20 protein-coding genes are annotated in these 25,236 nt (G+C 49.4%); all 20 read right to left on the bottom strand.

Annotated features, from left to right (window positions below; translation table 11 throughout):
- Nucleotides 1-226 precede the first annotated feature (226 nt).
- A complete protein-coding gene (ligA, locus tag WH95_RS04010; protein WP_046503115.1) occupies nucleotides 227-2,338 on the bottom strand; it encodes an NAD-dependent DNA ligase LigA in 2,112 nt (703 codons plus the stop codon).
- Between the two features lie 5 nt (nucleotides 2,339-2,343).
- Nucleotides 2,344-4,020, bottom strand: coding sequence for a DNA repair protein RecN (recN, locus tag WH95_RS04005; RefSeq protein ID WP_046503113.1), 1,677 nt, complete (start codon nucleotides 4,018-4,020; stop codon nucleotides 2,344-2,346).
- Between the two features lie 13 nt (nucleotides 4,021-4,033).
- The gene (locus WH95_RS04000; RefSeq protein WP_082113974.1) at nucleotides 4,034-4,873 is read right to left on the bottom strand and encodes an outer membrane protein assembly factor BamD; all 840 of its coding nucleotides are present in this window, start codon (nucleotides 4,871-4,873) and stop codon (nucleotides 4,034-4,036) included.
- Nucleotides 4,874-5,187: 314 nt separating this feature from the next.
- Nucleotides 5,188-6,144, bottom strand: a complete 957-nt coding sequence (lpxC, locus tag WH95_RS03995; RefSeq protein ID WP_046503111.1) for a UDP-3-O-acyl-N-acetylglucosamine deacetylase — start codon at nucleotides 6,142-6,144, stop codon at nucleotides 5,188-5,190.
- 156 nt (nucleotides 6,145-6,300) lie between these two features.
- Entirely contained in the window at nucleotides 6,301-8,001 is a 1,701-nt protein-coding gene (gene ftsZ / locus WH95_RS03990; protein ID WP_046503108.1) for a cell division protein FtsZ, read from the bottom strand.
- 93 nt (nucleotides 8,002-8,094) lie between these two features.
- Nucleotides 8,095-9,366: a cell division protein FtsA gene (ftsA, locus tag WH95_RS03985; RefSeq protein ID WP_052741776.1), complete on the bottom strand. Its 1,272-nt coding sequence runs from the start codon at nucleotides 9,364-9,366 to the stop codon at nucleotides 8,095-8,097.
- Between the two features lie 67 nt (nucleotides 9,367-9,433).
- Nucleotides 9,434-10,294: a cell division protein FtsQ/DivIB gene (locus WH95_RS03980; protein ID WP_052741775.1), complete on the bottom strand. Its 861-nt coding sequence runs from the start codon at nucleotides 10,292-10,294 to the stop codon at nucleotides 9,434-9,436.
- The gene (locus tag WH95_RS03975) at nucleotides 10,291-11,223 is read right to left on the bottom strand and encodes a D-alanine--D-alanine ligase (RefSeq protein ID WP_046503104.1); all 933 of its coding nucleotides are present in this window, start codon (nucleotides 11,221-11,223) and stop codon (nucleotides 10,291-10,293) included. Before WH95_RS03975 ends, WH95_RS03980 begins: the two co-directional genes overlap by 4 nt.
- Nucleotides 11,224-11,245: 22 nt before the next feature.
- A complete protein-coding gene (gene murB, locus WH95_RS03970; protein WP_046503102.1) occupies nucleotides 11,246-12,187 on the bottom strand; it encodes a UDP-N-acetylmuramate dehydrogenase in 942 nt (313 codons plus the stop codon).
- A gap of 2 nt (nucleotides 12,188-12,189) precedes the next feature.
- A complete protein-coding gene (gene murC, locus WH95_RS03965; RefSeq protein WP_046503099.1) occupies nucleotides 12,190-13,617 on the bottom strand; it encodes a UDP-N-acetylmuramate--L-alanine ligase in 1,428 nt (475 codons plus the stop codon).
- The gene (murG, locus tag WH95_RS03960; RefSeq protein WP_046503096.1) at nucleotides 13,614-14,768 is read right to left on the bottom strand and encodes an undecaprenyldiphospho-muramoylpentapeptide beta-N-acetylglucosaminyltransferase; all 1,155 of its coding nucleotides are present in this window, start codon (nucleotides 14,766-14,768) and stop codon (nucleotides 13,614-13,616) included. The genes murC and murG overlap by 4 nt, the downstream gene beginning before the upstream one ends.
- Nucleotides 14,768-15,901 carry a putative lipid II flippase FtsW gene (ftsW, locus tag WH95_RS03955; protein WP_046503093.1) on the bottom strand — a complete coding sequence of 378 codons (1,134 nt, stop codon included), beginning with the start codon at nucleotides 15,899-15,901 and terminating at the stop codon, nucleotides 14,768-14,770. The genes murG and ftsW overlap by 1 nt, the downstream gene beginning before the upstream one ends.
- Nucleotides 15,898-17,310: a UDP-N-acetylmuramoyl-L-alanine--D-glutamate ligase gene (gene murD / locus WH95_RS03950; RefSeq protein ID WP_046503091.1), complete on the bottom strand. Its 1,413-nt coding sequence runs from the start codon at nucleotides 17,308-17,310 to the stop codon at nucleotides 15,898-15,900. Before murD ends, ftsW begins: the two co-directional genes overlap by 4 nt.
- 6 nt (nucleotides 17,311-17,316) lie before the next feature.
- The gene (gene mraY, locus WH95_RS03945) at nucleotides 17,317-18,405 is read right to left on the bottom strand and encodes a phospho-N-acetylmuramoyl-pentapeptide-transferase (RefSeq protein WP_046503089.1); all 1,089 of its coding nucleotides are present in this window, start codon (nucleotides 18,403-18,405) and stop codon (nucleotides 17,317-17,319) included.
- Entirely contained in the window at nucleotides 18,405-19,826 is a 1,422-nt protein-coding gene (locus tag WH95_RS03940) for a UDP-N-acetylmuramoyl-tripeptide--D-alanyl-D-alanine ligase (protein WP_046503086.1), read from the bottom strand. The genes mraY and WH95_RS03940 overlap by 1 nt, the downstream gene beginning before the upstream one ends.
- Nucleotides 19,819-21,339: a UDP-N-acetylmuramoyl-L-alanyl-D-glutamate--2,6-diaminopimelate ligase gene (locus WH95_RS03935; protein ID WP_082113963.1), complete on the bottom strand. Its 1,521-nt coding sequence runs from the start codon at nucleotides 21,337-21,339 to the stop codon at nucleotides 19,819-19,821. The genes WH95_RS03940 and WH95_RS03935 overlap by 8 nt, the downstream gene beginning before the upstream one ends.
- Nucleotides 21,326-23,089 (bottom strand): peptidoglycan D,D-transpeptidase FtsI family protein, encoded by a 1,764-nt coding sequence (locus WH95_RS03930; protein WP_052741773.1) that lies wholly within the window; start codon nucleotides 23,087-23,089, stop codon nucleotides 21,326-21,328. Before WH95_RS03930 ends, WH95_RS03935 begins: the two co-directional genes overlap by 14 nt.
- Nucleotides 23,086-23,436 (bottom strand): cell division protein FtsL, encoded by a 351-nt coding sequence (ftsL, locus tag WH95_RS03925; protein ID WP_052741772.1) that lies wholly within the window; start codon nucleotides 23,434-23,436, stop codon nucleotides 23,086-23,088. Before ftsL ends, WH95_RS03930 begins: the two co-directional genes overlap by 4 nt.
- Nucleotides 23,433-24,503 carry a 16S rRNA (cytosine(1402)-N(4))-methyltransferase RsmH gene (rsmH, locus tag WH95_RS03920; RefSeq protein ID WP_082113962.1) on the bottom strand — a complete coding sequence of 357 codons (1,071 nt, stop codon included), beginning with the start codon at nucleotides 24,501-24,503 and terminating at the stop codon, nucleotides 23,433-23,435. The genes ftsL and rsmH overlap by 4 nt, the downstream gene beginning before the upstream one ends.
- Entirely contained in the window at nucleotides 24,500-24,967 is a 468-nt protein-coding gene (locus tag WH95_RS03915) for a division/cell wall cluster transcriptional repressor MraZ (RefSeq protein ID WP_046503083.1), read from the bottom strand. Before WH95_RS03915 ends, rsmH begins: the two co-directional genes overlap by 4 nt.
- Nucleotides 24,968-25,236 lie beyond the last annotated feature (269 nt).

Here is a 25,236-nt window from a genome sequence, read left to right as displayed (position 1 = left end):
ATGAGGGTTGAGGCAGGAACCAATACTCAATCCAACCTTGAGCAGCTCATATTTTGAGAAAAGCCACTCATTCTGTTTATGGGTTGTAAGCAGCTTTAATTTTCATGGACTGCGAGCAAGATCAATTCTGAAACTTAATTACTAATAATAGGTAAAATTTTATATTTATGTGCTGTTATGGTTGTGTTTTTGTGGGTGTACCAGACGGGGGCCAGGTCGAGATCTATTATTGTCTCACAAGTGTGTGCCACTCTTCTTCGCTAAGGGTCTTTACGCCAAGTTCAGCTGCTTTTTTGAGCTTGGAGCCTGCGTCGGCACCGGCCACAACGTAATCAGTTTTCTTGGACACAGATCCTGAAACCTTCGCGCCTAGGCTTTCTGCCTTGGCTTTGGCTTCGTCCCTGGACATAGTTTGTAACTTACCAGTAAAGACAACTGTCTTCCCTGTTACCGGTGAGTCGCTGCTAATTTCGAGAATGAATTCTTCAACGTTTATTTGAGCTTTAAGGTCTGCAATGACTTCCTGATTATGAGGTTCGTTAAAGAAGGCAATAAGATCTCCGGCCATAGACGCACCGATACCGTCGATTGATAGTAATTCTTGCAATGCGTCGCTTTTCGGGTCGTGTGCAAGCTGTGTGATTTCCTCTATCCGCTCCAGTGTGCCACAGGTTTTGGCCATTAGTTTTGCTGTCGCCTGACCTATCTGGGGAATACCAAGGGCAAAGATAAAGCGGTCCAGCCCGATTGTTCTTTTACTTTCGATGGCATTGTAGAGGTTTTCGACAGATTGTCGGCCCCAACCGGGTTGGTTACGTAAGGGCGTAAGGCTTTTTCTGTCATTTTCGGCCAGCCTGAACAGATCAGCGGGGGATTTAATGGTACCCTGTTCAAAGAAAAACTTGATCTGTTTATCCCCAAGTCCTTCGATATCAAAGGCATTTCGGCTGACAAAATGTTTCAACCGTTCTACAGCTTGTGCAGGGCATATCAAGCCACCTGTGCAGCGGGTAACAACTTCGCCGTCTTCCTGAATGGCCTGTGAACCGCATTCAGGGCAATGATCAGGGAAGAGGAAAGGAACAGAGTTTGCGGGTCGTTTGTCGAGAATAACTTCGACAACCTGAGGAATAACGTCGCCCGCACGCTGGATCACAATACTGTCGCCTTCGCGGACATCCTTGCGCTCAATTTCGTCCCTGTTATGGAGCGTTGCGCGGGATACAACAACACCGCCAACCGTGATCGGCTCAAGGTTTGCGACCGGGGTCAGTGCACCCGTACGTCCCACCTGAATTGTTATCTGATTTAATCTGGTAATGGCGCGCTCTGCGGGGAACTTATGGGCGATGGCCCAGCGTGGCGCCCGACTGACAAAGCCCAGGCGTTCCTGCCAATCAAGGCGATTGACCTTGTAAACGATACCGTCAATTTCATGATTGAGATCCGGACGATCAGTCATGATTTGTCGATAATATCCAAGGATTTCATCCAGTGAGGCGCAGAGCTGACCGGGATTAACGGGTAGCCCCCATGATTCCATTTTTGCCCTTACATCCGTCAGGTTTTCGCCCAGGGGCTCGGATGTTTCGCCCCATGCGTAGGCATAAAAATCAAGAGGTCTTGCCGCAGTAATCGATGGATCAAGCTGTCTTAATGATCCGGCAGCTGCATTGCGCGGATTGGCAAAGGTTTTGCCACCCGTTGAGGCTTGATTTGCGTTGAGTTCCAAAAAACGGTCTCGACGCATATATACTTCGCCGCGAATTTCAACAACATCCGGGTATCCGGTTCCGTTAAGTTGATGGGGGATAGAAGCAATGGTTTTGACGTTTGCCGTGATATTTTCACCAATGGCACCGTCGCCACGGGTTGCAGCTTGTACCAAGGTGCCTTTTTCATAACGAATAGAACAGGAAAGGCCATCAATCTTGGGTTCCGCAAAAATATTTACTTCTTCGTCTTTGCCAAGGCCGAGAAAACGTTTGATGCGGGCAATGAATTCAGCAACATCTTCGTCGGCGAACGCGTTCCCGAGCGATAGCATAGGGACACTGTGTTTGATCTTGCTGAATCCGGAAGAGGGGGCAGAACCGACCTTATGCGTTGGGCTGTCTTTTCTGACAAGGTGTGGAAATGCCTTTTCAATAGCTTCATTTCGACGCCGAAGGATATCATAAGCAGCGTCTGTTAATTCTGGCTCGTCATTTTGATAATAAAGGGCATCATGTCGCGCTATTTCTGTTGCCAAATGTGCAAGCTCTGTTGCCGCCTGATCATCACTAAGCCTTTCCGTCTCTGGATTAAAGAGAGAGAATGTCGAGGTATCTTTTGTCAAAGTATCTATCCTAAAAGGCTATCGGCTGCAGAACGTGCTTCGTTGGTTATTTCAGCACCAGAAAGCATACGGGCGACTTCTTCCCGGCGTTCTTCATTGTTTAAGTGGAAAACGGTTGTTGTGGTCTGGTCTGCCTTTGAGGACTTCGACACTTTCAGATGTTGCACACCTTTTGCCGCGACTTGCGGGCTATGCGTGATGACAAGAATTTGTCGTTCGTCTGCAAGCCTTGATAAGCGTTCCCCAACGGCATGGGCTGTTGCCCCGCCGATACCGGCATCGACTTCGTCAAAGACAAGGCAGTCAACCGGGCTGACTTTTGCCATGACCACCTTCAAGGCAAGTAGAAAGCGAGCGAGTTCTCCGCCAGAGGCTATTTTATCCAAAGGTCCAGGTGTCGCCCCAGAATTTGTTGCGACCAGAAATGCAACCTGATCCCATCCATGCTGACCCCAGTTTTCTTCTGACTGGATGACAAGCGAGGTTTGAAAAACGGCGCGTTCCAGCTTAAGAGGCGGCAATTCATTATTGATTGCCCGATCAAGCTCTTTTGCTTTCTTGTGGCGAGACTTACTTAAGCTTTCTGCTGCTTTTGCGTATTCATTTCTGGCATCTTCACACCGGCGATCAAGTTCTTGAAGGTGCTCATTGCCCGTATCAATCAGCTTGAGTTGTTCAGAAATGGTGTCTCGTACCTTGGAAAGTTCTTCGGGTTCTACCCGATGTTTTCTGGCGAGATCCTGATAGAGAAAATAACGTTCTTCTGTCTCTTGAAGATGAGCTGGATCAAGATCAAGATCAAGATCGTTTGAAATGGCTTGGAGAGAGCTTAGCGCATCCTGTATTTCAAATGTCGCGCGGTCCAGTGCTTCAATAACAGGCTGTAGTTTTTCGCCTACATTTTCTGGTGTGGTTGTAAGGTGTCGCTGGGCCTCTGCAAGAGAATTTTCAGCACCTCCTATCCCGTTTTCCCCGCTCAGCTCCACGGTGCAGGCATTCATGGCCTCGATAAGTTTTTCACTGTGGATTAATAGCTGGCGTTGTGAGGAGAGGGTCTCCAGTTCCCCCTCTACAGGTGAGAGACCATCAAGTTCTTCCAACGAATGGCGCAGGAATGTTTCCTCTCGCTGGGCCTGTGCCAGTTTCTCATCTGCTTCGGAACGTTCTTTGACAAGGCGTTGCCATTTTTGCCAGAGGGTAGCCGTTCTGTCTGCAAGGTGACCATTGTCACTTGCAGCATCAAGAAGATTTCTGTGATTGCCTTGATCTAAAAGGCCGCGTTGTTCAAACTGCCCCTGTATTTCGATCAGCAGATCCCCGGCTTGTCTGAGGAGATTTGCTGAAACAGGTGTATCGTTGATATAGGCACGGCTTCGGCCATCAGCATTCAGGACCCGCCTGAACACAAGCAGGTCGTCCTCTATTGCAACATCTTTTTCTTTGAGGAAATCAAAAACGGGATGTGCTGCGATAGGATCAAAAACCGCGGATACCGTTGCTTTTTCTGTGCCCTGTCGAACCAATCTGGATTCTGCCCGTGCACCGAGCGCAAGCCCTAATGAGTCCAATAAAATTGATTTACCCGCCCCTGTCTCTCCCGTTAGAACGCAAAGGCCGTTTTCAAAAGAAAGTTCAAGGCGGTCAATCAGGACGACATTGCTGATTGAAAGATTCAGCAGCATGGAGCACCTATCCCTAGAGAATGGAATCCCAGACCTGGGAAATCCAGGAACCGTCTTTTTCTTCTGGTTCCAGGTCTTGCCCAGTCAAGAGTGCGTAACTGTCTTGATACCAGCGCTCGCCCGGGAAGTTGTGCCCAAGAACGGCAGCAGTCGCCTGTGCTTCGTCTATAATACCAAGGGCGAGGTAAGCTTCGACAAGACGGTGCAAGGCTTCGGGAACGTGCGTGGTTGTCTGGTACTGCCCAATTACTGTTCTGAAACGGTTAATGGCGGCCAGATATTCCTTGCGATTTAGGTAAAAGCGACCAATCGTCATTTGTTTTCCGGCCAAATGATCGTTAGCAAGGTCAACTTTTAATTGGGCATCACGCGCATATTTGGTGTCTGGAAATCTGCGAACCACGTCCCTTAACGAAGAAAGAGCATCACGGGTCATTTTTTGATCTCGGCCAACATCGGATATCTGTTCGTAATAACAAAGTGCCTTTAGATAATAGGCATAGGGTGTATCACGATTACCCGGGTGGAGATCAATAAAACGATCAAGTGCGCTGATTGCGTCATCATATTTGTTGTCAGAATAGAGAGCAAAAGCAGCCATAAGCTGTGCTTTTGATGCCCACACAGAATAGGGGTGTTGGCGTTCTACTTCATCAAACAGTCTGGCCGCATCCTCATTTTCACCGGCTTTCAGGGCATTGTTTGCACTGTTGTAAAGCTCTTCGACTGGGCGCTCGACATAGGCGGGCTTGTCGTCAGAACTACAGGCAGCCAAAGTTGCCACAAGTGTTGCAGCCAGAAAAAGGTGTTTGCAGGGTTTGTTGATCTGTTGTCCGAAGAGACGGAAATTCATTTTAGGTAACTCTTTATCCAAAACCAAATTACGCATTCCCAAATTACTCATTCGGGTCTATTCCATTGGTAAATTATTGGGTAATTTGTCCCAATGGGATGGGTATAACCACAGCACTATAAGGCTTCAAACTCTTGTCCTCAAGCATCGTAAAGATAACTTGAACCTAAAGTGATAAAAAAAATGAGTTTGTAAAGATTGGGAATCAAAAAAGCCCATAATTTTCAAAGAGATTTTGGGGAAGTCTCGGGAAAATTCAGGGCTTTAAAAGTGGTGGGTTCACCGTGCACTGGCCCGCGCATAGGCAGGGTAAATTAAACTGATGCGGCGACTGCACGTTCCGGGGCAATAAAGCTGGAAGTTACAGGGATGCTGCTTTCAGACGCTGGTAAAGTGGCCCACTCCCAGGCGCTATTATCTGAAAGAAGTTGTTTTACCAGGCGATAAGTCTGGGCATGTCCGCTTTTAATACCATGGTAGTGGCCAATGATTGGTGCGCCAGCAAGGAAGAGGTCGCCAATAGAATCCAGAATTTTATGGCGAACAAATTCGTTTCCGTAACGTAGGCCGCCTTCGTTCATTACAGTGTCGCCGTCGATAACGATTGCATTGTCCAGTGATCCACCGCGGGCAAGTCCCATTTTACGAAGCTGATCTGCTTCATGCAGGAAGCCAAAGGTGCGGGCGCGGCTCACTTCCTGTTTGTAATGATCAGGGCGTACTTCCATAAAGAGTTCCTGGCGTCCGATTGCCTGTGTGTCAAAGTCAATTTCAAAGCTGACAGAAAAACCTTCGGCTGGGCTAAGAATGCCAGAGCGGGTTTCTTCATCGTCGCGTACTTCTTTCAGGATGCGAATAGCGCGCTTGGGTGCATTCTGTTCAACAACACCGGCACATTCGATCAAAAATACAAACGGAGAAGAGCTGCCATCCATAACAGGGACTTCACAGGCATTGATGTCAATCCGGCAATTATCGATACCAAAGCCTGCAAGTGCGGACATAAGGTGCTCAATCGTGCCGATTTTTACATCATCTTTGACCAGGGTTGTGCAAAGTGGGGATTCAATGGCGTATTCCCAAGTGGCTGGAATAACCGCGCCTTTCCCGGCGACATCGGTACGGTGAAAGATGATACCAGTACCTGGTTCTGCAGGATGAAGCGTCATTACAACATTGTCGCCTGAATGCAGTCCGACCCCAGAGCAATTGATTGCGCTTTTGAGTGTCTTTTGTTTCAGTACACGATTGGCAGCAGTGTTGGTTTTCATGAGTACGCTTCGTTTGTTAGTTAATCCCCCCGGAGCAGCCGAACTGTTCATCCGATAAAATGCAACAAGGGAACGATAGCTCGTCCCCCTGTCTCTAACAAATCACTGTTTGTTTCAATATGTTACGAAATGTAACGTACTCTGAAATATTTGTCTTTAATTGGCCTGACGCCGCAGAAATGCTGGGATATCCAGCAGATCTTCTTCAGCTGAGGGTGTCTGAATCCGGTCTTGAGGATCCAACCCTGTTAATCTTGGCTGTTGACTGTTACCAGTCGCAGGCGATTCGCTTGGTGCTGCCGCGGGCGCTGCGGACGGAGCAACAGGGGCGTTAACTGTTGCTTTCCCCATCTCGAGCTCTTCTTGCTCTTCTGACTGCGTGGCAGCTTGTAGGGCACGTGCTGCGCCACCAGTGATGCGTCCAAACAGACCGCGTCCTTTTTTGGATGCATCTTCGTGTTTGTCTGTACCGTTGGCCAGAGCAGCCGCCGCGAAAGGATCAGCCTTTTGACCTGTTACCTGTGGTGCCGCTGGTTTCTGGTTTGCAACAGTGGCTGGTGCAGGGGCAACAAAGCTATCATTTTTGATTTCAGCTTGTGGTGCCGTTGCGGTAACAGGCTGTGTTTCAGCTTCACTTCGCGTAATTGCTGATTCGATGCTTGTCTGTGATGGACCTGTTTCAATAACAGGTTGAGCCGCAGGTTCTGTACTTGTAGCTGCGGCAGGCGCTGCCTGTGGCTGTACTGGTGCCGCAGGTTGAGGTGCTTCGGCAACAGATGCGACAGCTTGTTCTGGTTGCTGTTCGGCAGGTGCTTCAGGTGTCACATCCAATGGCGCAGGGGGTGCTTTGAATTCTTTAGTCTCTGGCGGGCGGATGTTTTTCATTGATTCCGCATCAATACCCGTCGCAACAACAGATACCCGCATGGTGCCTTCCATGTTTGGATCATAAGTTGAGCCAAAGATAATGTTGGCTTCGGGGTCAACTTCGTCACGGATACGGTTAGCTGCTTCGTCCACCTCGAACAGAGTAAGGTCGGGTCCACCAGTGATGTTGATTAGAACGCCACGGGCACCCTTCATGGAAACTTCGTCAAGAAGTGGGTTGGAAATTGCTGCTTCGGCAGCATCCATTGCCCGGCTTTCGCCATCGGCTTCGCCCGTTCCCATCATGGCTTTGCCCATTTCGGTCATCACGGCGCGAATATCAGCAAAGTCCAGGTTGATCAGGCCAGGCATAACCATAAGATCAGTCACGCCACTCACACCGGAACGCAACACATCATCGGCCATTTTAAAGGCATCGGCGAATGTTGTTTTCTCGTTGGCAATTCTGAACAGGTTCTGGTTGGGAATAATGATCAGTGTATCAACGTATTGTGCAAGCTCTTCGATGCCTTTTTCGGCAAGGCGCATACGGTGTACACCTTCGAAGTGGAAAGGTTTGGTGACAACACCAACTGTCAAAATACCCGCATCACGTGCTGATTTGGCAATGACAGGTGCTGCACCCGTTCCGGTACCACCGCCCATACCAGCAGTGATAAAGACCATGTTCGAGCCTTCGAGGTGACCAAGGATTTCATCCATGGCTTCCTCTGCCGCAGCTTGCCCGATGTCTGGACGAGACCCGGCACCAAGGCCCTGGGTAATGTTTCTACCAAGCTGGATCGTGCGATCGCATGATGACTGCGCGATTGCTTGCGCGTCGGTATTTGCTATCAAAAACTCGACACCCTCCAGATTACTCTGGATCATGTTGTTTACAGCATTACCGCCTGCACCACCGACCCCTATAACCGTAATCTGAGGGGTCAGTTCGGAATCAACTGGTGGTACATCTAAATTTAAAGCCATCACTAACCTCCGTTGCACGCCGACTCGGCGCATTCGTTTGTCAAGTTGTACTATAAAGTAGTGGAATCAGTCGAGCTAATTCCTAACTTTTTCTTAAAAATTTTCACTGAACCACTTCCCAAACTTACTTATGAAGTTCTGAGGCTGAGTCTCCTCGGGGGTTTTCTCGGTCTGAACGTCATTGTGGGCAATGGTTGCGTAGGTCAAAAGACCTGCGCAGGTAGAGAAGCTTGGCCCGCCTGTGGCATCGGCCAAACCGTTAACGCGTATGGGCCTGCCGATCCGAACCTGCTTGTCCAAAATTAAGCTGGCAAGGTCTGGAAGGCCCGGAAGTTGGCTGGCGCCGCCAGTCAAAACAACGCGCCGTCCGCCGATTTTGTCAAAACCGCTCATTTCCAATTTGGAACGAACAATTTCAAAGGTTTCTTCTAGTCTTGGCTGTATTATGCCAACGAGAAGGGATCTTGGGACCTGTTGTGGTTGGCTGCCAGCTTCTTCACCAACCTGTGGGACATCTATCATTTCCCGTTCGTCAGTTACTGTGGCCACAGCATGCCCGTACAAGGTCTTCATACGCTCGGCTTCGGCAACAGGTGTCGATAGTCCACGGGCAACATCGTTTGTTACGTGATGACCACCAACAGGGATGATGTCGCTAAATACAAGCTTTCCTTCGCTGAAAACAGCGATTGATGTTGTGGTTCCCCCCATATCAACCAAGGTGACGCCGAGTTCCATTTCGTCATCAACGAGACAGGCAAGACCGGATGCATAGGGGGTGAGTACAAAGCCCAGGGGATCAAGATGGCAACGTTTGACACAGGTTGTCAGGTTTCGCAGAGAGTTAGCTGCGGCGGTGATAAGGTGCATTGTGACGCCAAGCATTTCACCATGCATGCCACGCGGGTCTTTGACGCCACGGTTACCATCAAGAGTGAAACCCGTGGGCAACGAATGAATAAGTTGACGTCCTTGTTCCGGGTTACCTTCGGGACCTTGAATCTTACTGGCATGTTCAAGAGCTTGTTTTAAGTCTGTCTCGGTTACTTCGTGACCGTTAATGGCAACCTCAAGGTTGATGTTGTGGGATGTTGGCGACCCCCCGGATAGGTTTACGAGTACTGTATTAACGGTTTCGCTTGCCATTTGTTCAGCGGAATGTACGGCATTGAGGATGGAATCCTCCAGGGCTTCCATATCGACAATATTGCCGCTTTTCATACCATGGCTGGCTTGTTGACCAATGCCGATCACTTTGGGTGGATTATCACCATCCATTTGGGCGATGAAACAGCAAATTTTGCTGCTGCCAACGTCAATGGCAGCAATTGTTCCATGTTTGATGGCCCCGGGGTTCCGCTTCATGATGGGCGGTTTCCCTTGATCACAGGTGTGGTCGCGATGTTTGTCCGAAAACGAGGGGACAGTACCATTAAGTTTGCTTTCCTTTTACTTTCTTGGTTTTGTTTTTCTCTGATCCGCCAGATGTTCTGACAATGAGGCGATCTCGTAGGCGAAGGTCAACGACGATAACGTCGCGTTCCAAAACACCTTCGTCCCGTTCTATACGGGCAAAGAAAGACCAGGCATCGTTTGCATCTTCTTCTGGAAGCTGGACATCCACACCATTATTAAGGCGAATATTCCAACGGCGTCCGCTAACGCGAACGGCTGCTTTTACCCGGTTACCCAGTTCTGGCTCGCTTTCAATAAGGGCAAGAACTTCGCGGGCGTGATCAGGGGCATCAGGGCCGACAATGAGTGGTAGTTTTGAAAACTTGCTGGCCTTGGCAGATGTAATGACTTCGCCGCTTTGATCAATAACGTGAAGAACACCCTCGGCCTGCCAAAGGGCAAGAGGCTCTCTTTCTTCCAGACTTACATAAATGACATCTGGTAATCGACGTTCAACAATAGCCCTTTTCACCCAGGGCAGTTCTTCTAGATCAGCTTTTGCCTGTTCCGGGGAAAAGGATAAAATTGGCGTGCCGCGCTCCACATCCAGCTTACTAAGAATAGCAGCTGCATTACTTCTTTTTCGACCTTCGACAAGAACATCTTCTACAGACAATCCGGCATCGGCCGTCATGCCGTGAAATTCTTCCATGCCTTGGTCAATTTTTTCGGGGATCCAGCCATTGGTCCACAGAACGGTAACAAGTCCAATGGTCGCGACAAGGCTTCCGGCGGTTGTGCCCCAAAAGACTTTGCGCCAGTTGGTATCACGAAAAGGAAGCTTACTCCTTTTCTGAGGCCTTTTGCGTCTGCGTGTGGTTTTTTTGTTATTACTCATAGCTCCTCCTTGTTCCCCAAGGCTTCTTGGACCATCCAGGAACAGAGTTCAGAGAAAGAAATACCGATATGTTTTGCCTGTTCTGGAACCAGACTGAGGTCTGTCATTCCGGGCTGGGTGTTGGTTTCCAGATAGTAGAGCTTGTTGTCGCCATTTGCTGTGTCGTCATAGCGGAAATCACTCCGACTGACCCCGGAACACCCTAGAACCTGATGGGATTTCAGGGCGGCATCCAGCGCTTCTTGATATATAGCTTCGGGAATTGGTGCCGGAATTATATGATCGGTTTTGCCCTCGGTATATTTGGCTTCATAGTCGTAGAAGCCTTCCTTGGGGGAAAGCTCGGTTACGGCGAGCGGTTTGTCTCCCATCACGGCAACGGTCAGTTCGCGTCCGGGTATGTAGCGTTCAACCATGATGTCGCCAGAAAACCCAAGGTCTTCACGCGTGGTGGCAACGTGATTGTCTCCTTCGAAGACAATGTGAACGCCAACGGATGAACCTTCACTCAATGGTTTGATCACGTAAGGCCGGGGTAGGGGATCACCCGCAGCCAGATCAGTTGCCTGAATGCTTTTACTTTCGGGAACGCGCACACCAACCTGCTCGACCATTGCCTTGGCGCGCTCTTTGTGCATGGCAAGGGCAGAGCTTAAAACCTTGGAGTGTGTATAGGGAATGGACAAAAGTTCCAACAGACCCTGAACACAACCGTCTTCACCCCACTGTCCGTGGAGTGCATTGAACACGACAGATGCTTTGCTTTCCTGTAGTTGAGAAATCAATGCCGGAATATCCCGGGTAACATCTATTTCCGTAACTCTATAACCTGCCTTGCGCAATGCCTCAGCACAGGCAGCACCACTGGCAAGAGAAACGTCCCGCTCAGCAGAGAAACCACCTTTTAGTAATGCGACATGACAAGTCATAAATGTTTATTCCTTTTGTATTCTACTGTTCAACTGCTTTGTTGTGGCCAAGGCGTTTGATTTCCCAGTGCAGCTCTATGCCGGAAGTTTCCTTGACCCGTTTCCTGACTTCTTCACCAAGGTTTTCAAGGTCACTTGCTGAAGCTTTGTCATTGTTGATGAGAAAGTTACAATGCTGTTCGGATACCTGCGCATCACCAATCTTGAGACCCCGACACCCGGCCTTGTCGATTAATTGCCAAGCTTTATTGCCGTCAGGATTCTTAAACGTACTGCCCCCTGTGCGAGACTTGATGGGTTGTGTGCTACCGCGGGCATCCTGAATTTCTTTCATTCTGGCGGCAATATCATCCGGGTTACCCGGGGTTCCAGCAAAGCAGGCACGAACAAAAATCCATTCGCTGCCCAAATCACAATGACGATAGGCGTACCCCAGTTGATCTGGTGTAAAGCGTTTAATGTTTCCCTTCGGGTCTATTGCTTCGGCCCATACAAGAATGTCTTTGGTTTCCCGACCATAGGCCCCGGCATTCATGCGCAGCGCGCCGCCGATTGTACCGGGAACACCACAGAGAAATTCCAACCCGGTGATGCCTGCCTTCATTGCCGTTTTTGCAACTTTGACATCAAGGGCTGCGGCGCCTGAGATAATCTGGTTTTCTGTTTCGTCTGATACTTCTACCTTGGCAAAAGCTGGCCCCAGACGAATAACAACGCCGGGAATCCCGCCGTCACGGATCAAGAGATTTGACCCAACCCCAATAACGAGTACAGGTGTATCTGACGGTTTGTCCTGCAGAAAGTGAACCAGGTCGTCTTGGTCTGCTGGTGTATAAAGGACATCAGTTGGCCCCCCGACTTTAAACCAGGTGACTTTTGCCAGGTGTGCATCAGTCTTGTAGCTGCCCCGAACCGGGGGCAAGCTATGGATAAGATGGTTTTCTGAGAGGGCCTGTTGAGACATGTTTATTTACTGCCTCCGGACAGGACTGATTCTAACTGATCAGGCAAGGCGTGCGCCCATGCTGAAATAGATCCGGCACCCAGGCAGACGACGACGTCACCCTTGACTGCTGTTTCTGCGACCAGTTCAGCCAGATTTTCAGGACCAGAAAGGGGAACAGCATTTCTGTGTCCACGGGTAATAAGGCCTTTGACCAGACTGTCACGGTCAGCACCCTCAATTGGGTCTTCTCCGGCTGTGTAAACATCTGACACGATGACCTGATCAGCATCATTAAAACAGGAACAGAAACCTTCGAAGTGATCCGACAGACGGGAGTAGCGATGGGGCTGAACAACAGCAATGACTTTTGAATTCTCGTCTATGGCTTGTCTTGCGGCCTGCAGAACCGCAGCGATTTCCACCGGATGGTGACCATAGTCATCAATAATGGTTATGCCGTCGACTTCACCTGTCTTTGTAAAACGGCGTTTCACCCCTTTGAAGTCCAATAGGGAAGCCCGGATTTCATCGTCATTCATGCCCAGTTCGCTGGCGACCGAAATCGCCGCAAGCGCATTGAGGATATTATGGTTCCCCAACATTGGTAGGCGGCAATCGGTAATTGTCCTGCTGTCCTCTTTGTTTCTTTTGGAGATAACGACATCAAAGACATTGCCAGTGATTTCTGTGCGAACATTTACTGCTCGGAATTTTGCCTGTGGGCTAAAGCCATAGGTGACTATTCTGCGGTCTTCAATACGTCCGATCAGTGATTGAACAACAGGGTGATCAATGCAGAGGACAGAAAACCCGTAAAAGGGAATGTTCTTAACAAAGGTTGCGAAGGCATCATGGAGAGCTTCAATAGAGCCGTAAAATTCCATGTGTTCCGGGTCAATGTTGGTTATGACCGAGATCGTCGCAGGCAGTTTGATAAAGGTGCCATCACTTTCATCAGCTTCAACAACCATCCAGTCGCCATCACCCAGACGGGCATTGGTCCCGTAGGCATTAATAATACCGCCATTGATGACCGTCGGATCAAAGCGTCCCCCGTCAAGCAGGGCTGCAATCATAGACGTGGTTGTTGTCTTGCCGTGGGTCCCGCCGACGGCAACACAGGATTTGAATCGCATCAATTCGGCAAGCATTTCGGCGCGGCGAACAATCGGGGTCAGATTATTGCGTGCTTCTTCGATTTCCGGGTTATCAAGTTTGATCGCCGAAGATACCACCACAACACGGGCATCCTTCACATTTTCAGCTTTGTGGCCGATCATGACTTTGATCCCCATATCGCGCAGGCGGAGAACGTTGGCTGATTCAGCAATATCACTGCCTTGAATTTGGTATCCCAGATTGTGCAGAATTTCAGCAATCCCACTCATCCCGATACCGCCAATGCCAACAAAATGCAGAGGGCCTATGTCGAGTGGCATGCCTTTCATGCTACCGCCCCCGTTGAAACGTTCTCGCTTGTTAATTTTTCGTCTCCGTTACTTTCTTTTGTGTCGCATACAACATCTGCGAGATTACTCGCGGCGCCAGTGATGGCACTGTTGCGGGCACAAGATGCTGATCTTTCCAGCAATTGTGTGTGTGAAAAAAGTGAAATTAATCGATCGGCCAGTTTTTGTGGCTCTAGACAGCTTTGCGCCATAAGCCAGCCAGCCCCGGCGTCTGTGAAATCACGGGCATTTTCAGTCTGGTGATCATCTGTCGCGTGGGGATAGGGAACCAGAATGGCGGGACGCCCAGCCGCTGCCAATTCGGTCACTGTTGAGGCCCCGGATCGACAAATGGCAATGTGTGCTTTTGCTAATCTTGTTGGCATATCATCAAAAAAAGCTCTGAGATCAGCTTTGATGCCCTTTTCTTTGTAAAGAGCTTCAATTGCTTCAGCTCCTTCACCACGAACTTGCTGTGAAATGTGAAGGCGTGTGCGAATTTCTTCAGGTAGCAGGGCAAGAGCTTCTGGAACAATTGTATTAAATACTGTTGCACCCTGACTGCCACCGGTAACGAGAATATTTAACGCAGATTTATCATCTGGTGTTGGGTAGGAAACTTCCCGAAGTGCTAAAATTTCAGGCCGAACCGGGTTACCAGTTAATGTAACCTTTTTGTCGAGTGCTTGCGGAATATGGCTGACATTTTTGAACGAGGTGCAAATACCGCGCGCTTTCCCCGCCATCAAGCGATTGGCACGGCCGAGTACCGCGTTCTGTTCGTGCAAGAAGAGGGGAATTCCAAATTGGCCCGCAGCCAAACCAGCTGGGACAGAGGCATAACCACCAAAGGCCACAACGACATCGGCTTTGATAGATTTTAGAAGTTTACGCGCCTTTAGGGTGCCAACAAAGATCTTACCCAAGCTCAAGACCTTGCGCATAATGCCTCCTCCGGCAACACCCCCGGCAGAGGCACGATAAACCGTAACGTCTTTGAGGTCATCGCCGAACCCGGCGCCCCTTAGATCGGTCACAAGGCTGACTTTGTTACCCCGCGCTAAGAGTTCTTCGGCAAGGGCGCGCGCCGGGAACATGTGTCCACCAGTTCCGCCGGCGGTAAGTACGATATGCATTGGTCTGTTTGTCATTATATGCCCCCTTCATAATCGCCATGGGGGCGACGTCTGGTAAAGGCCAGGACCATTCCCATACCAACAGCGAGGGCGAGAAGAGATGAGCCGCCATAGCTGATAAAGGGTAGGGTCATTCCCTTGGTCGGGATAAGGTGAATTGCAGAGGCCATATTGATAATAGCCTGTAGGCCAAACTGTACCAGTAAACCAGTACAAGCCAGCAGGACAAAAAGGTTGTTTTCCTGCAATAGGCGGCTAAAGCCACGTAAAACGACAAAGGCAAACAGGCTGACAATGATCAGGCAGGCAATCAGGCCAAGTTCCTCGCCGGCAACAGAAAAGATAAAATCAGAGTGCGCATCAGGTAGCTGGGATTTTACGGTGCCTTCCCCCGGCCCTTGGCCAAGTAGCCCACCGTTTTTAAAGGCTTCCATGGAACGATTAACTTGGTATCTGCTGCCCGCTGCGGGGTCGAGAAAGCCGTCGATACGTGCGGTAACGTGAGGCAGGGTGAAATAGGCGGTGATTAATCCGAGTGCTGCAAAAAGAATGAGACCGCCAACAAGAATCATGGGTAATCCGGCGAGAAAGAGTTGAACGCCACCAATGGCGGTTACCACAACGGTTTGTCCAAGGTCCGGTTGCATCAGCAAGAGGCTGATAACAACGAGCCAGATACCTATAGCAATCCAGGTGCCGGGGATGCCTTCATCGCTTTTTGCACTGGCCAACATCCAGGCAACTGTGACCGCAAAAAAAGGTTTCACAAATTCTGAGGGCTGTAGAGAGAAGCCAAGGACATTGATCCATCTGGTTGCCCCCTTGATCTCCACGCCGAGTACAAGCGTTGCCAACAAGGCCAGTATTGTAAGTCCCATGCCGATAACGGCAAAACGGCGAACTTTTTTAACGGGCATCAGGGAAATGCCAATCATGAACGCTGCGGCAGCCGGAAGTAACAGGAAATGACGTTTTGCCAACTGGAAGGTACCGACGCCACTGATGCGATCTGCCGCAGCAGGTGAGGCGGCAAGAACCAGAAGGGCACCAAACCCCATAAGCGCGAGTAATGCGGCAAGGTTCCAGCGATCGACAGTCCACCACCAACGACCTAAAACGGATGTGTCTGTACGAGAAAAAGTGCTCATGAGGCAATTTCCTTTACAGGCTGGTGGCTGATTTTTTCAACACACTCTTTGAAATGATCGCCTCGTAATTCAAAACTGCGATATTGGTCCCATGACGCACATGCAGGGGACAGAAGTACAACGGGATCTGTTTCGGTTGATTGAGCGGCGTCATTCGCGGCTTTTGTGACTGCGACGTCCAGTGTTCCGCATATTTCGTAAGACAGTGCATTGCCTATCTGCTTTGCAAAGGCATCAGCACTTTCACCTATCAAATAGGCTTTGCGGATGCGTGGGTAGTAAGGCGACAGGCTTTCAATACCGCCTTCTTTTGCACGTCCACCAGCAATCCAGTAGATATTGTCATAACTACTGAGCGCACGTGCCGCAGCATCAGCATTGGTTGCTTTTGAATCATTAATATAGCGGATGCCGTTCTTTACTTTAGCCAGTTCCTGACGATGGGCCAGCCCCGGGAATGATTTCATTCCGGTGATAATTTCTTCATTGGTCAAGCCAACAGATCTACAGGCCGCGAAAGCAGCGGCAGCATTCTGATGATTATGATTCCCCGGTAAACGTTCGATTGAGCTGAGATCAGCTATATCCATTTGGGATGCAAAGGCATCATCAATCAACAGGCCTTCGGCAACAAAAATACCTTCGGCCAACCTTGTTGAGCCGGAAATCGGTATTGTTCTGACTGTTCCGGTTTGGTTGATGGCATCAAACACGCCCCGGGAATAATCATCATCCATTCCAATGATGGCTGTGTCGTTTTTTGTCTGGCGTTCGAAGATGTGTTTTTTTGCTTTGATATAGCCATCTATATCGCCATGACGATCGAGATGATCCGGACTGATATTCATGAACAGGGCGACGTCAAAAGCCAGACTGGACAACAGATCAAGTTGATAGGATGACATTTCCAGCACATAAATGCCCGTTCGATCCAGCTGGGGTAGCTCCAAAGCCGGCGTACCCAGGTTCCCCCCTACGGCAACACTGCGGCCAGCGGATGTCAGGATATGTGCAATCAGACTTGTTGTGGTTGACTTCCCGTTGGTCCCGGTAATTCCTATGAATGTTGCGTTTCGAACGGCACGGTAAAGAAGCTCAACTTCACAGATAATTTCTACGCCATTCTGTATGGCAGAGCTGGCAACCGGATGCGGTGACGGGTGTGTCAGTGGAATGCCCGGTGACATAACCAGAGTTTGTACTGCGTTCCAATCGCAGCTATTCAAATCAACAAGCTCAAGGTCAGCTTCTTCAGCTTTTTTTCGACCTGCTGGATTGTCATCCCAAGCCCAGACCTTCGCGCCTGATTTTGCAAGAGCACATGCAGCAGTCAAGCCGGAACGTCCCAGGCCTAAAACGGCAAAGGCTTTCCCATTGGTTGAGCTGATATATGTGCTGAGGTCGATCATTACTTCTTATCTAAGTTTCAATGTTGCGAGGCCAATAAGGGCAAGGATCATAGAAATAATCCAAAAACGGATAACCACGGTGGGCTCTGCCCAACCCTTCTTTTCAAAGTGATGGTGTAAGGGAGCCATCCGGAATACCCGTTTTCCCGTCGTTTTGTACGAGGCAACTTGTACGATGACGGAAACAGTTTCGAGAACAAAAAGACCACCAATGATTGACAGCACAATTTCATGCTTGGTGATGACTGCGATGGTTCCCAGTGCTCCGCCCATACTCAGAGAGCCTGTATCCCCCATAAAGACCATGGCGGGTGGCGCGTTGAACCAGAGGAAGCCAAGGCACGCACCGACAAGTGCACCACAAAAGACAGTTAGTTCGCCAGTGCCAGGGACATAGGAAATCTGCAGGTATTCAGCAAAGATGGTGTTACCCACAAGGTATGAGATCAGGCCAAAACAGGCCCCCGCGATCATGACGGGAACAGTTGCCAACCCATCAAGCCCGTCTGTCAGGTTCACGGCATTCGATGCGCCGACCATGACAAAGACTGCGAATGGTACATAGAAAAGACCCAGGTTCAGCATCAGTTCCTTAAAGAAAGGGATTGCCAGATGTGTCCCCATTTCAGGGGGGCTGACCGCCATCGTACCCGTTGCGGCAAGGACAGAGATCAGGACCTGTGCTAGAAGTTTCGCTTTTCCCGGAAGGCCTTTGGTGTTGCGTTGGGTCAGTTTTAGATAGTCATCGCCAAAGCCAATAAGACCAAAACCAATGGTTACAAGCAGAATAATCCAGATAAAAGGGTTGCTCAGATTTGCCCACAGCAAGGTGGAAACGGAAAGGGCGAGCAGTATAAGCGCGCCGCCCATTGTTGGGGTGCCTTTTTTGGTCAGAAGATGACTTTCCGGCCCGTCGTCTCGGATGGGCTGACCTTCGCCCTGTTTATCTTTGAGCCAACGAATAATCTTGGGGCCAAAGATAAAGGAAATAAGCAGGGCGGTTAGAACGGCGCCACCACTTCTGAAGGTTATATAGCGGAAAACATTGAATAGTGAATAGTCATCAGCCAGCGGAAGGAATATTTCATACAGCATTACTCTTCTCCTCCGTTATCTTGAGCGGATAGAGACTTCAGAGCTTCTATAATCACGGACATCTTGCTTCCCAATGATCCTTTGACTGATACAACATCATCGGCCAGAAGTTCCGCGGCCAGAACGACGGCTAATTCGTGTGAATTTTCTGTGTGAGTGCCTCGTAAATTCGCGGGCAGGGCCTCGTGTAAGGCTTTCATGTGCTGTCCGCAAGTAAATACGAGATCTATGCCTGAATCCGCAATAGGCCCGGCGAGGTCCGCGTGTATTTTTTTCGCGTTTTTTCCAAGCTCTAGCATGTCACCTAAAACGGCAATTCTACGTCCAGAGTTATCGGGAACAGCATTTGCCAATACATTTATGCTGGCGCGAACTGACGCTGGGTTGGCATTATAGCTGTCATCTATGAGCTCGAAGTGCTTCCCGTTTGCAAGTTGCTGTACAGATTTTTCCCCACGCCCAGGCAATCCATGGACGGTACTTAGGTCGGCTGCGGCTTTTTTTACATCTGCCCCAACGGCGTCAATGGCTGCAAGGGCGGCAAGGCTGTTTAAGATCCAGTGAAAACCAGGATTGGATATTGTGTAGTCGATAATCTTTCCACAGACATCGGCCTGGACCCGACTGTATTCAGCAAAAAGCTCATAGCCGACAAGTCTTGCCTCTGCTTTGGGGTGCTCCCCAAAACTGACAATATTTGTTATGCCGTTCTTTTGTGCCTTTTCGGCCATCAGGTCAAAAAGTTGGTGGTCACGGTTTAGTATCGCGACACCATCAGAAGACATCGCTTCGAATATTTCGCATTTAGCTTCTGCGATTTCTTCGAGTGACTTGAAGAACTCAAAATGTGCAGCTTCAATTGTGCTGATGATCGCAACGTCAGGGCGAACAAGCTTGGTCAATTCGCGAATTTCACCGGTACTGTTCATGCCCATTTCATTCACGGCATAAACGGCATTACGTTGCATTCTGGCCAAGCTAAGCGGGACGCCCCAATGATTGTTAAAGCTTGCCGCGCTGGCAGCGGTCTCTGCTTGCTGGCTTAGACAATGACGCAGTATTTCCTTGATGGTTGTTTTCCCAACCGACCCAGTGACACCAATAAACTTTGCAGTACTGTTGGCACGGGCGGCTGCCCCAAATCGATTAAGTGCTCCCAGGGTGTCATCGACAATCAATAATGGGGCATCATCAGACAGGCGTTCAGGGCGACGTTGTACAACGGCGGCTGCTGCACCTTCCTCAAAAGCCGTGGCGACATAATCATGCCCATCAAAGTTCGGGCCTTGAAGCGCAAAAAACAAATCACCCTTTTCAAGGCTTCGGGTATTCAGTGATAGGCCCGTTGCCTGCCAGTCATGTGTGTTTTCGCCACCCGTTGCATCGGCTGCTTCTGCGGCTGTCCACAATATTTCACGCATAATCTGGACCTCCTGTATCCTGGACCGTATTCCGGGTTTCTAGCGTGTGATCTATTGCCTCTTTGGCAACAATGCGATCATCAAAGGGAAGAACTTTATCGCCGACAATTTGGCCGCTTTCATGACCCTTTCCGGCAATAATAAGGAGATCCCCGTCATTGAGGTCTGAAACAGCCTTGAAAATGGCTTTTCTGCGATCATCAACTTCAATGGCATTGGGGGCCGCAGCCATGGCTTGTGCACGGATCTTCGCGGGGTCTTCTGTTCTGGGGTTGTCGTCTGTAATGTAAGCCTGATCAGCCAACTTATCTGCAATCCCCCCCATCAAAGGACGTTTTCCGGGGTCGCGATCACCGCCACAGCCAACAATAATAGAAAGCTTGCCTGATGTATGAGGGCGCAGAGCCTGAATTATTGTTTCGACAGCATCGGGGGTATGGGCAAAATCAACATAGACAGTGCCGCCTTTGGCTGTTTTGCCTATTTTCTCGGCACGTCCGGGAACACCTTTCAGGGTGGGGAGGATCGCAAGGATTTCCTGTAGATCGGCGCCAGTGGCCAAGACCAGCCCGACCGCCGCCATAATATTTGACGCCTGAAAGCTACCTGTTAAAGGCAGCGTGATTTCGTACGTTTCACCGAAAAGAGCGAGTGTAAGGTCCTGGCCATCCGCTGTTGGGCTTTGTTTGATGACCTGTAGGTCGCTTGGGCTGTGACCATAACTGATAATAGTATGATTTCGTTCTGCACAGACCTCTGCAATATTGTCGTATTCGGGCATATCTTTGTTGAGAACAGCAGTTGCCCCAACTGGTAATAAATCCCGGAATAGTCTGAGCTTGGCGTCCAGATAACTGGCCATATCCGGATGATAGTCCAGATGGTCTTGTGACAGATTACTAAAGGCTGCGGCTTTTAAACACAGACCATCAAGACGATATTGGTCCAATCCGTGGCTGGATGCTTCCAAAGCCAAATGGCTATAGCCAAGATCACTTAAGTCCTTCAGGCTATTGAATAATCCAATGGAATCTGGCGTCGTCAGGGCAGCGGGGGCATTTGGAATAGGGGGGTAAATGCCAAGGGTACCAAGACTTGCTGCTTGATGGCCCAGTGCTTCCCAGATCTGTCGCGTAAAGGTAGCAATGGACGTTTTGCCGTTGGTACCGGTAATGGCAACCAATGTTTCTGGCTGGTTTTCACTAAATGCAGCGGCCAACAACGAAAGCGTTTGTCGCGGATTTTGACTTTTTAATACGGCGACTTTGCCTTCATAGGCTGACGTGTCTTTTGCCGCTGGTACAAGAATGGCAGACGCCCCGGATGTTATTGCCTGGGGAATAAAGTTAAAACCGTCTGGACCACCTTCCACACTAGAGGGCAAAGCGGCAAAAAGAGAACCAGTTTCTATTTTCCTGCTGTCGAGGCAAAGTCCTGTTATTTCCCTGTTGTCATCACTGCATGAGGGGCGAAATTCTTCTGGTATTTTTGACAACAGTTCATCTAGCCGCAATCTTACGTCCTTCCATGCGGGCCTTGGCCTTTTTCAAAATTGTGTTTCCTACGTTATCTGCGTCTTCAATATAGGCTGGCTCTATACCCATAAGGGGAGCCATACGCTCTACAACGCGTTTGACCACAGGGGCTGCAACCCAGCCGCCCGTCGCAAAACCATATGTTTTTTTTGTGCCTTTGGGTTCATCTACCATCACGTAAACAACATAACGTGGGTTGTTCATCGGAAAGGCGGCAACAAAAGATGATACGCGTGAATTTTTTACATACCGACCGCCTCTTAGTTTGTCTGCGGTACCGGTCTTCCCACCGACAAGATAGCCCTTGGCGTTGGCGTTTTTACCTGAACCATGCAAAACAACAAGTCGCATTAAATCACGCATGTAATCTGATGTTTTTTCGCTCAGGATACGTCGCCCAAGGGGGACGTCGTCCTTGGCGCGTTTAATGAACGTAGCCGGTTTTAACAGACCGCCATTAACCAAACTGGAAATAGCCGAACTCAGCTGTAGCGGACTGACCGCAATTCCATGGCCATAAGAAATCGTCATTGTATTGATTTCGCGCCAGGGCGAAGGAACCAGTGGTGTTCCTACTTCGCTGATCTCGACAGATGCCGGACGCAACAGGCCAAAGTTCGACAGATATTTACGTTGTCCCTCTGTTCCGACTTCCATTGCCATTTGGACTGTACCAATGTTACTGGAATAGATAAGAATTTCGGGGACAGACAACCAGCGTTTCAGAGGCTTGTAATCGTTTATGGTAAAGCGGGATACACGAATAGGCTTGCTGACATCATAACCGTCATAAACCGATGCAACACCCTCGTCCAGAGCCATTGCAGAGGTCAGGAGTTTAAAGGTCGACCCCATTTCATAGATACCCAGTGTGGCACGATTAAAACGTGCGTCATCAGACGCGGTACCCGGATTACCGGGATCAAAGCTGGGGAGTGATACAGAAGAAATGATTTCACCCGTGTTTGCATCCATGACAATGCCCGCGGCGCCAATGGCACTGAACTCTTTCATAGAGCGGGCCATTTCTTCACGCATAATGTGTTGAACTCTCAGGTCTAGGCTCAACTGTATTGGTTCGGGGTTTTCACGTAACACCCGGTCAAAAGAGCGTTCTATCCCGGCCAGACCTTTGTTATCAACATTTGTAAAGCCGATAATATGGGCGCCAAGATTGCCATGAGGGTAAAAGCGACGTTGTTCGCGTTCAAACTCTAGACCGGGAATGCCAAGGTTGTTGATGGCGTATTGCTGGCGCGGAGTCAGGTTGCGTTTGATCCAGATAAACCCACGATTTGAAGAGAGCTTCTTTAGCAACTTATCTTGGGAAAGTTCAGGCAGGATATCTGCGAGAACCCTGGCTGCAGTTTCAGGGTTCGGAATTTTTCTTGGCTCAGCATAAAGTGACGCGGTTGGAAGTGTTGTTGCCAACACAATACCGTTTCGATCGACAATATCGGCACGTGTGGTTTGAACAGGGGGGGCTTCGTCGATTTCCTGTACTGTTTGTGTTGTTCTTGTTCCCTGCAAAAGGGTTAAATCTACCAGTCGGATAGAAATAACCATAAAGGCCATTGCCATCAATGCACCAGAAACAATCAATCTTGTCCGCCCGACCTCTAGTGCCTGACGCAAGCGACCATCCAGCGTAATAACTGCTTTTGGGGTCTGGGGGCTATTCAGGTTGGTTAACCGTCCCTGTTTGTTATCGTCACGCCAATCGCTCATTCTGTCACCTCTGCGCTGGCGGGGGTTGCTGACCCCGGTAATTTAATACTGGTGCCTGGGGTCTTGTCCTGATCTTTATAGGGAATGTCGGAAAGCGTTACGATCTGAGCTGGATCAAGGGGTTTTAGCTCTAGATACTGAGAAGACAGGCGGGCCAGACGTTCTGGACGGTTCAAATAGCTCCACTCTGCCTGTAAAATCCGAATGGCTTCCTTGTCTTTTTTGATTTGGGTTTCCACCTGTGCCAGCTGCCCTTCAAGCGCATTCACTTCTTCTTTGATTTGAAAAAGTACGATGGCACAGGCTGCGCCAACAACGATCCAGATTGTGAGACCAAGATTCTTCATGCGGCTTCTCCTTTGGTGCAAGGAGCATCCGTGCGGATCGCGACACGAAGCTTGGCAGACCGAGATCGAGGATTTTCATTACATTCCTGGTCACTTGGTGCGATGGCTTTTTTTGTTGGTAATGAGAAGGGAGCCTTACGCAACGCCGCAGGCTCAACCGTCGGAGAATGACGGGAGCCTTGCGGCGTTCCCCCACTGCGTTCGCGTAAAAAGTTTTTAACGATGCGGTCTTCAAGTGAATGGAATGAGACGATTGCCAAACGGCCACCGGGGTTCAGAAGTTGTTCTGCTGCTTCCAAGCCACGCTCTAGCTCACCCAGTTCGTCGTTGACAAAAATACGCAGGGCTTGAAAAGAACGGGTCGCTGGATGGATGGACTTTCCGTCTTTTCTGGGTTTTTGTCTGATGATGCGACGGATGAGTTCTGCAAGCTGAAGTGTCGTTTCGAAAGGTTTCTCAACCCGATCTGTCACGATCGCACGCGCGATCAGGCGAGATTTTTTTTCTTCCCCGTATTTGTAAAGGATATCGGCAATTTCTTTTTCTTCGTAGGTATTTACGATATGTGATGCAGGTGGACGTTGATTAGAATTTGGCCCGTCCATACGCATATCAAGCGGGCCATCTTCTTGAAAAGAAAAGCCGCGTTCGGCTTGATCCAGCTGCATAGATGAAACACCTAGATCCAGTGTAATGCCATCAACCTTGTTGACGCCAACCTGTTTCAAAAGAGCTTGCATGTCACCAAAACAACCAGAAAGGGTCGAGATTTTGCCAGTAGCAACTTCGGGCAGCTTCTTCGCATTCTCGTGCGCCGTTGGATCCCGGTCGATGCCAAAAACTTTACAGTCAGCCTGTTGAGCAATCGCACGGCTATAACCACCTGCGCCGAATGTGCCGTCAACGAATACCTCGTTGTCCTGTGGGGCCAGGGCTGCGATGACTTCCGGTAGCATGACAGAGTAGTGTCCGTCTTGCTGTGCATTAAGATCCGGGCCGGATGAAGATGATCCCTCTGGATTGAAAACAGATGTTTTTATAGAGATTGGTGAAAAAAGAGGGGTCATCCGTTTTCTCCTTCTCTATCAAGTGTGATCGTCAGTTTTTGGGCTTTCGCACGATCGCGTGCTTCCTGTTTCTTCTGTTCCAATGTGGCCGGGTTCCAAACCTGAAACAGGTCTCCTTTGCCGACAAAGGCCGCACGATCGCTGATTTGGGCATGTGCGATCAGCGCGGGCGGCAACAGAATACGTCCGTCTCCATCAAAAGAAAGCTGGTGAGAGTCCGCAAGAATTGCCGTGGCAAGGTCATCGTGCTCATCAGAGAACAGATCCAGGTTAGAGCTCATGCTTTTATGGAGGCGACGCATGAAATCCATACCGGCTGCTTCCAGGGCGTCAGCACGATAAGAACGGAAAATAACAATTCCCTGAAAGGGTTGATCGGCAAGCATTTGGCGAAAGGTAGCGGGAACCGAGACGCGGCCCTTTTTATCTACCTTGTTTTCGAATGTACCTATAAAAAAGGTCACTGATTTCGCCTCAAAATGAATTGACCAATAGTGGTCTATCTATGAACGCACCCCTGCGTTCTTAACTTGCCTTGTTCCCGATTTGGTCTGAAATGGGTCGTTTCGTATCTCAAATGGGATAATCTGGGATAACATGGGATTAGATGGGTGTCAATGGTTTCAGGGTGTTGGTGAGTATGGTTAAAACATAGTTAATTACTTATTTTTTATAGTTAATTTTTGATTATTAAGGGTGTGTTGAAGCCACTCGATATTTGATTTTATTAATA

The organism is Kiloniella litopenaei (assembly GCF_000982415.1).
GTDB lineage: Bacteria > Pseudomonadota > Alphaproteobacteria > Kiloniellales > Kiloniellaceae > Kiloniella > Kiloniella litopenaei.
The sequence above is the reverse complement of the archived record's forward strand: the minus strand, read 5'-3'. Positions and strand labels throughout refer to the sequence as shown.

What these genes read in the sequence shown, in the direction of transcription:
- WH95_RS03930 (WP_052741773.1), bottom strand. Translation starts at nt 23,089, where the DNA reads ATGAGCGATTGGCGTGACGATAACAAACAGGGACGGTTAACCAACCTG.
- WH95_RS03980 (WP_052741775.1), bottom strand. Translation starts at nt 10,294, where the DNA reads ATGAGTAATAACAAAAAAACCACACGCAGACGCAAAAGGCCTCAGAAA.
- murD (WP_046503091.1), bottom strand. Translation starts at nt 17,310, where the DNA reads ATGATCGACCTCAGCACATATATCAGCTCAACCAATGGGAAAGCCTTT.
- murG (WP_046503096.1), bottom strand. Translation starts at nt 14,768, where the DNA reads ATGACAAACAGACCAATGCATATCGTACTTACCGCCGGCGGAACTGGT.
- mraY (WP_046503089.1), bottom strand. Translation starts at nt 18,405, where the DNA reads ATGCTGTATGAAATATTCCTTCCGCTGGCTGATGACTATTCACTATTC.
- WH95_RS03975 (WP_046503104.1), bottom strand. Translation starts at nt 11,223, where the DNA reads ATGACTTGTCATGTCGCATTACTAAAAGGTGGTTTCTCTGCTGAGCGG.
- murB (WP_046503102.1), bottom strand. Translation starts at nt 12,187, where the DNA reads ATGTCTCAACAGGCCCTCTCAGAAAACCATCTTATCCATAGCTTGCCC.
- ftsA (WP_052741776.1), bottom strand. Translation starts at nt 9,366, where the DNA reads ATGAAGCGGAACCCCGGGGCCATCAAACATGGAACAATTGCTGCCATT.
- ftsW (WP_046503093.1), bottom strand. Translation starts at nt 15,901, where the DNA reads ATGAGCACTTTTTCTCGTACAGACACATCCGTTTTAGGTCGTTGGTGG.
- recN (WP_046503113.1), bottom strand. Translation starts at nt 4,020, where the DNA reads ATGCTGCTGAATCTTTCAATCAGCAATGTCGTCCTGATTGACCGCCTT.
- WH95_RS04000 (WP_082113974.1), bottom strand. Translation starts at nt 4,873, where the DNA reads ATGAATTTCCGTCTCTTCGGACAACAGATCAACAAACCCTGCAAACAC.
- lpxC (WP_046503111.1), bottom strand. Translation starts at nt 6,144, where the DNA reads ATGAAAACCAACACTGCTGCCAATCGTGTACTGAAACAAAAGACACTC.
- murC (WP_046503099.1), bottom strand. Translation starts at nt 13,617, where the DNA reads ATGAAAGGCATGCCACTCGACATAGGCCCTCTGCATTTTGTTGGCATT.
- WH95_RS03940 (WP_046503086.1), bottom strand. Translation starts at nt 19,826, where the DNA reads ATGCGTGAAATATTGTGGACAGCCGCAGAAGCAGCCGATGCAACGGGT.
- ftsL (WP_052741772.1), bottom strand. Translation starts at nt 23,436, where the DNA reads ATGAAGAATCTTGGTCTCACAATCTGGATCGTTGTTGGCGCAGCCTGT.
- ftsZ (WP_046503108.1), bottom strand. Translation starts at nt 8,001, where the DNA reads ATGGCTTTAAATTTAGATGTACCACCAGTTGATTCCGAACTGACCCCT.
- rsmH (WP_082113962.1), bottom strand. Translation starts at nt 24,503, where the DNA reads ATGACCCCTCTTTTTTCACCAATCTCTATAAAAACATCTGTTTTCAAT.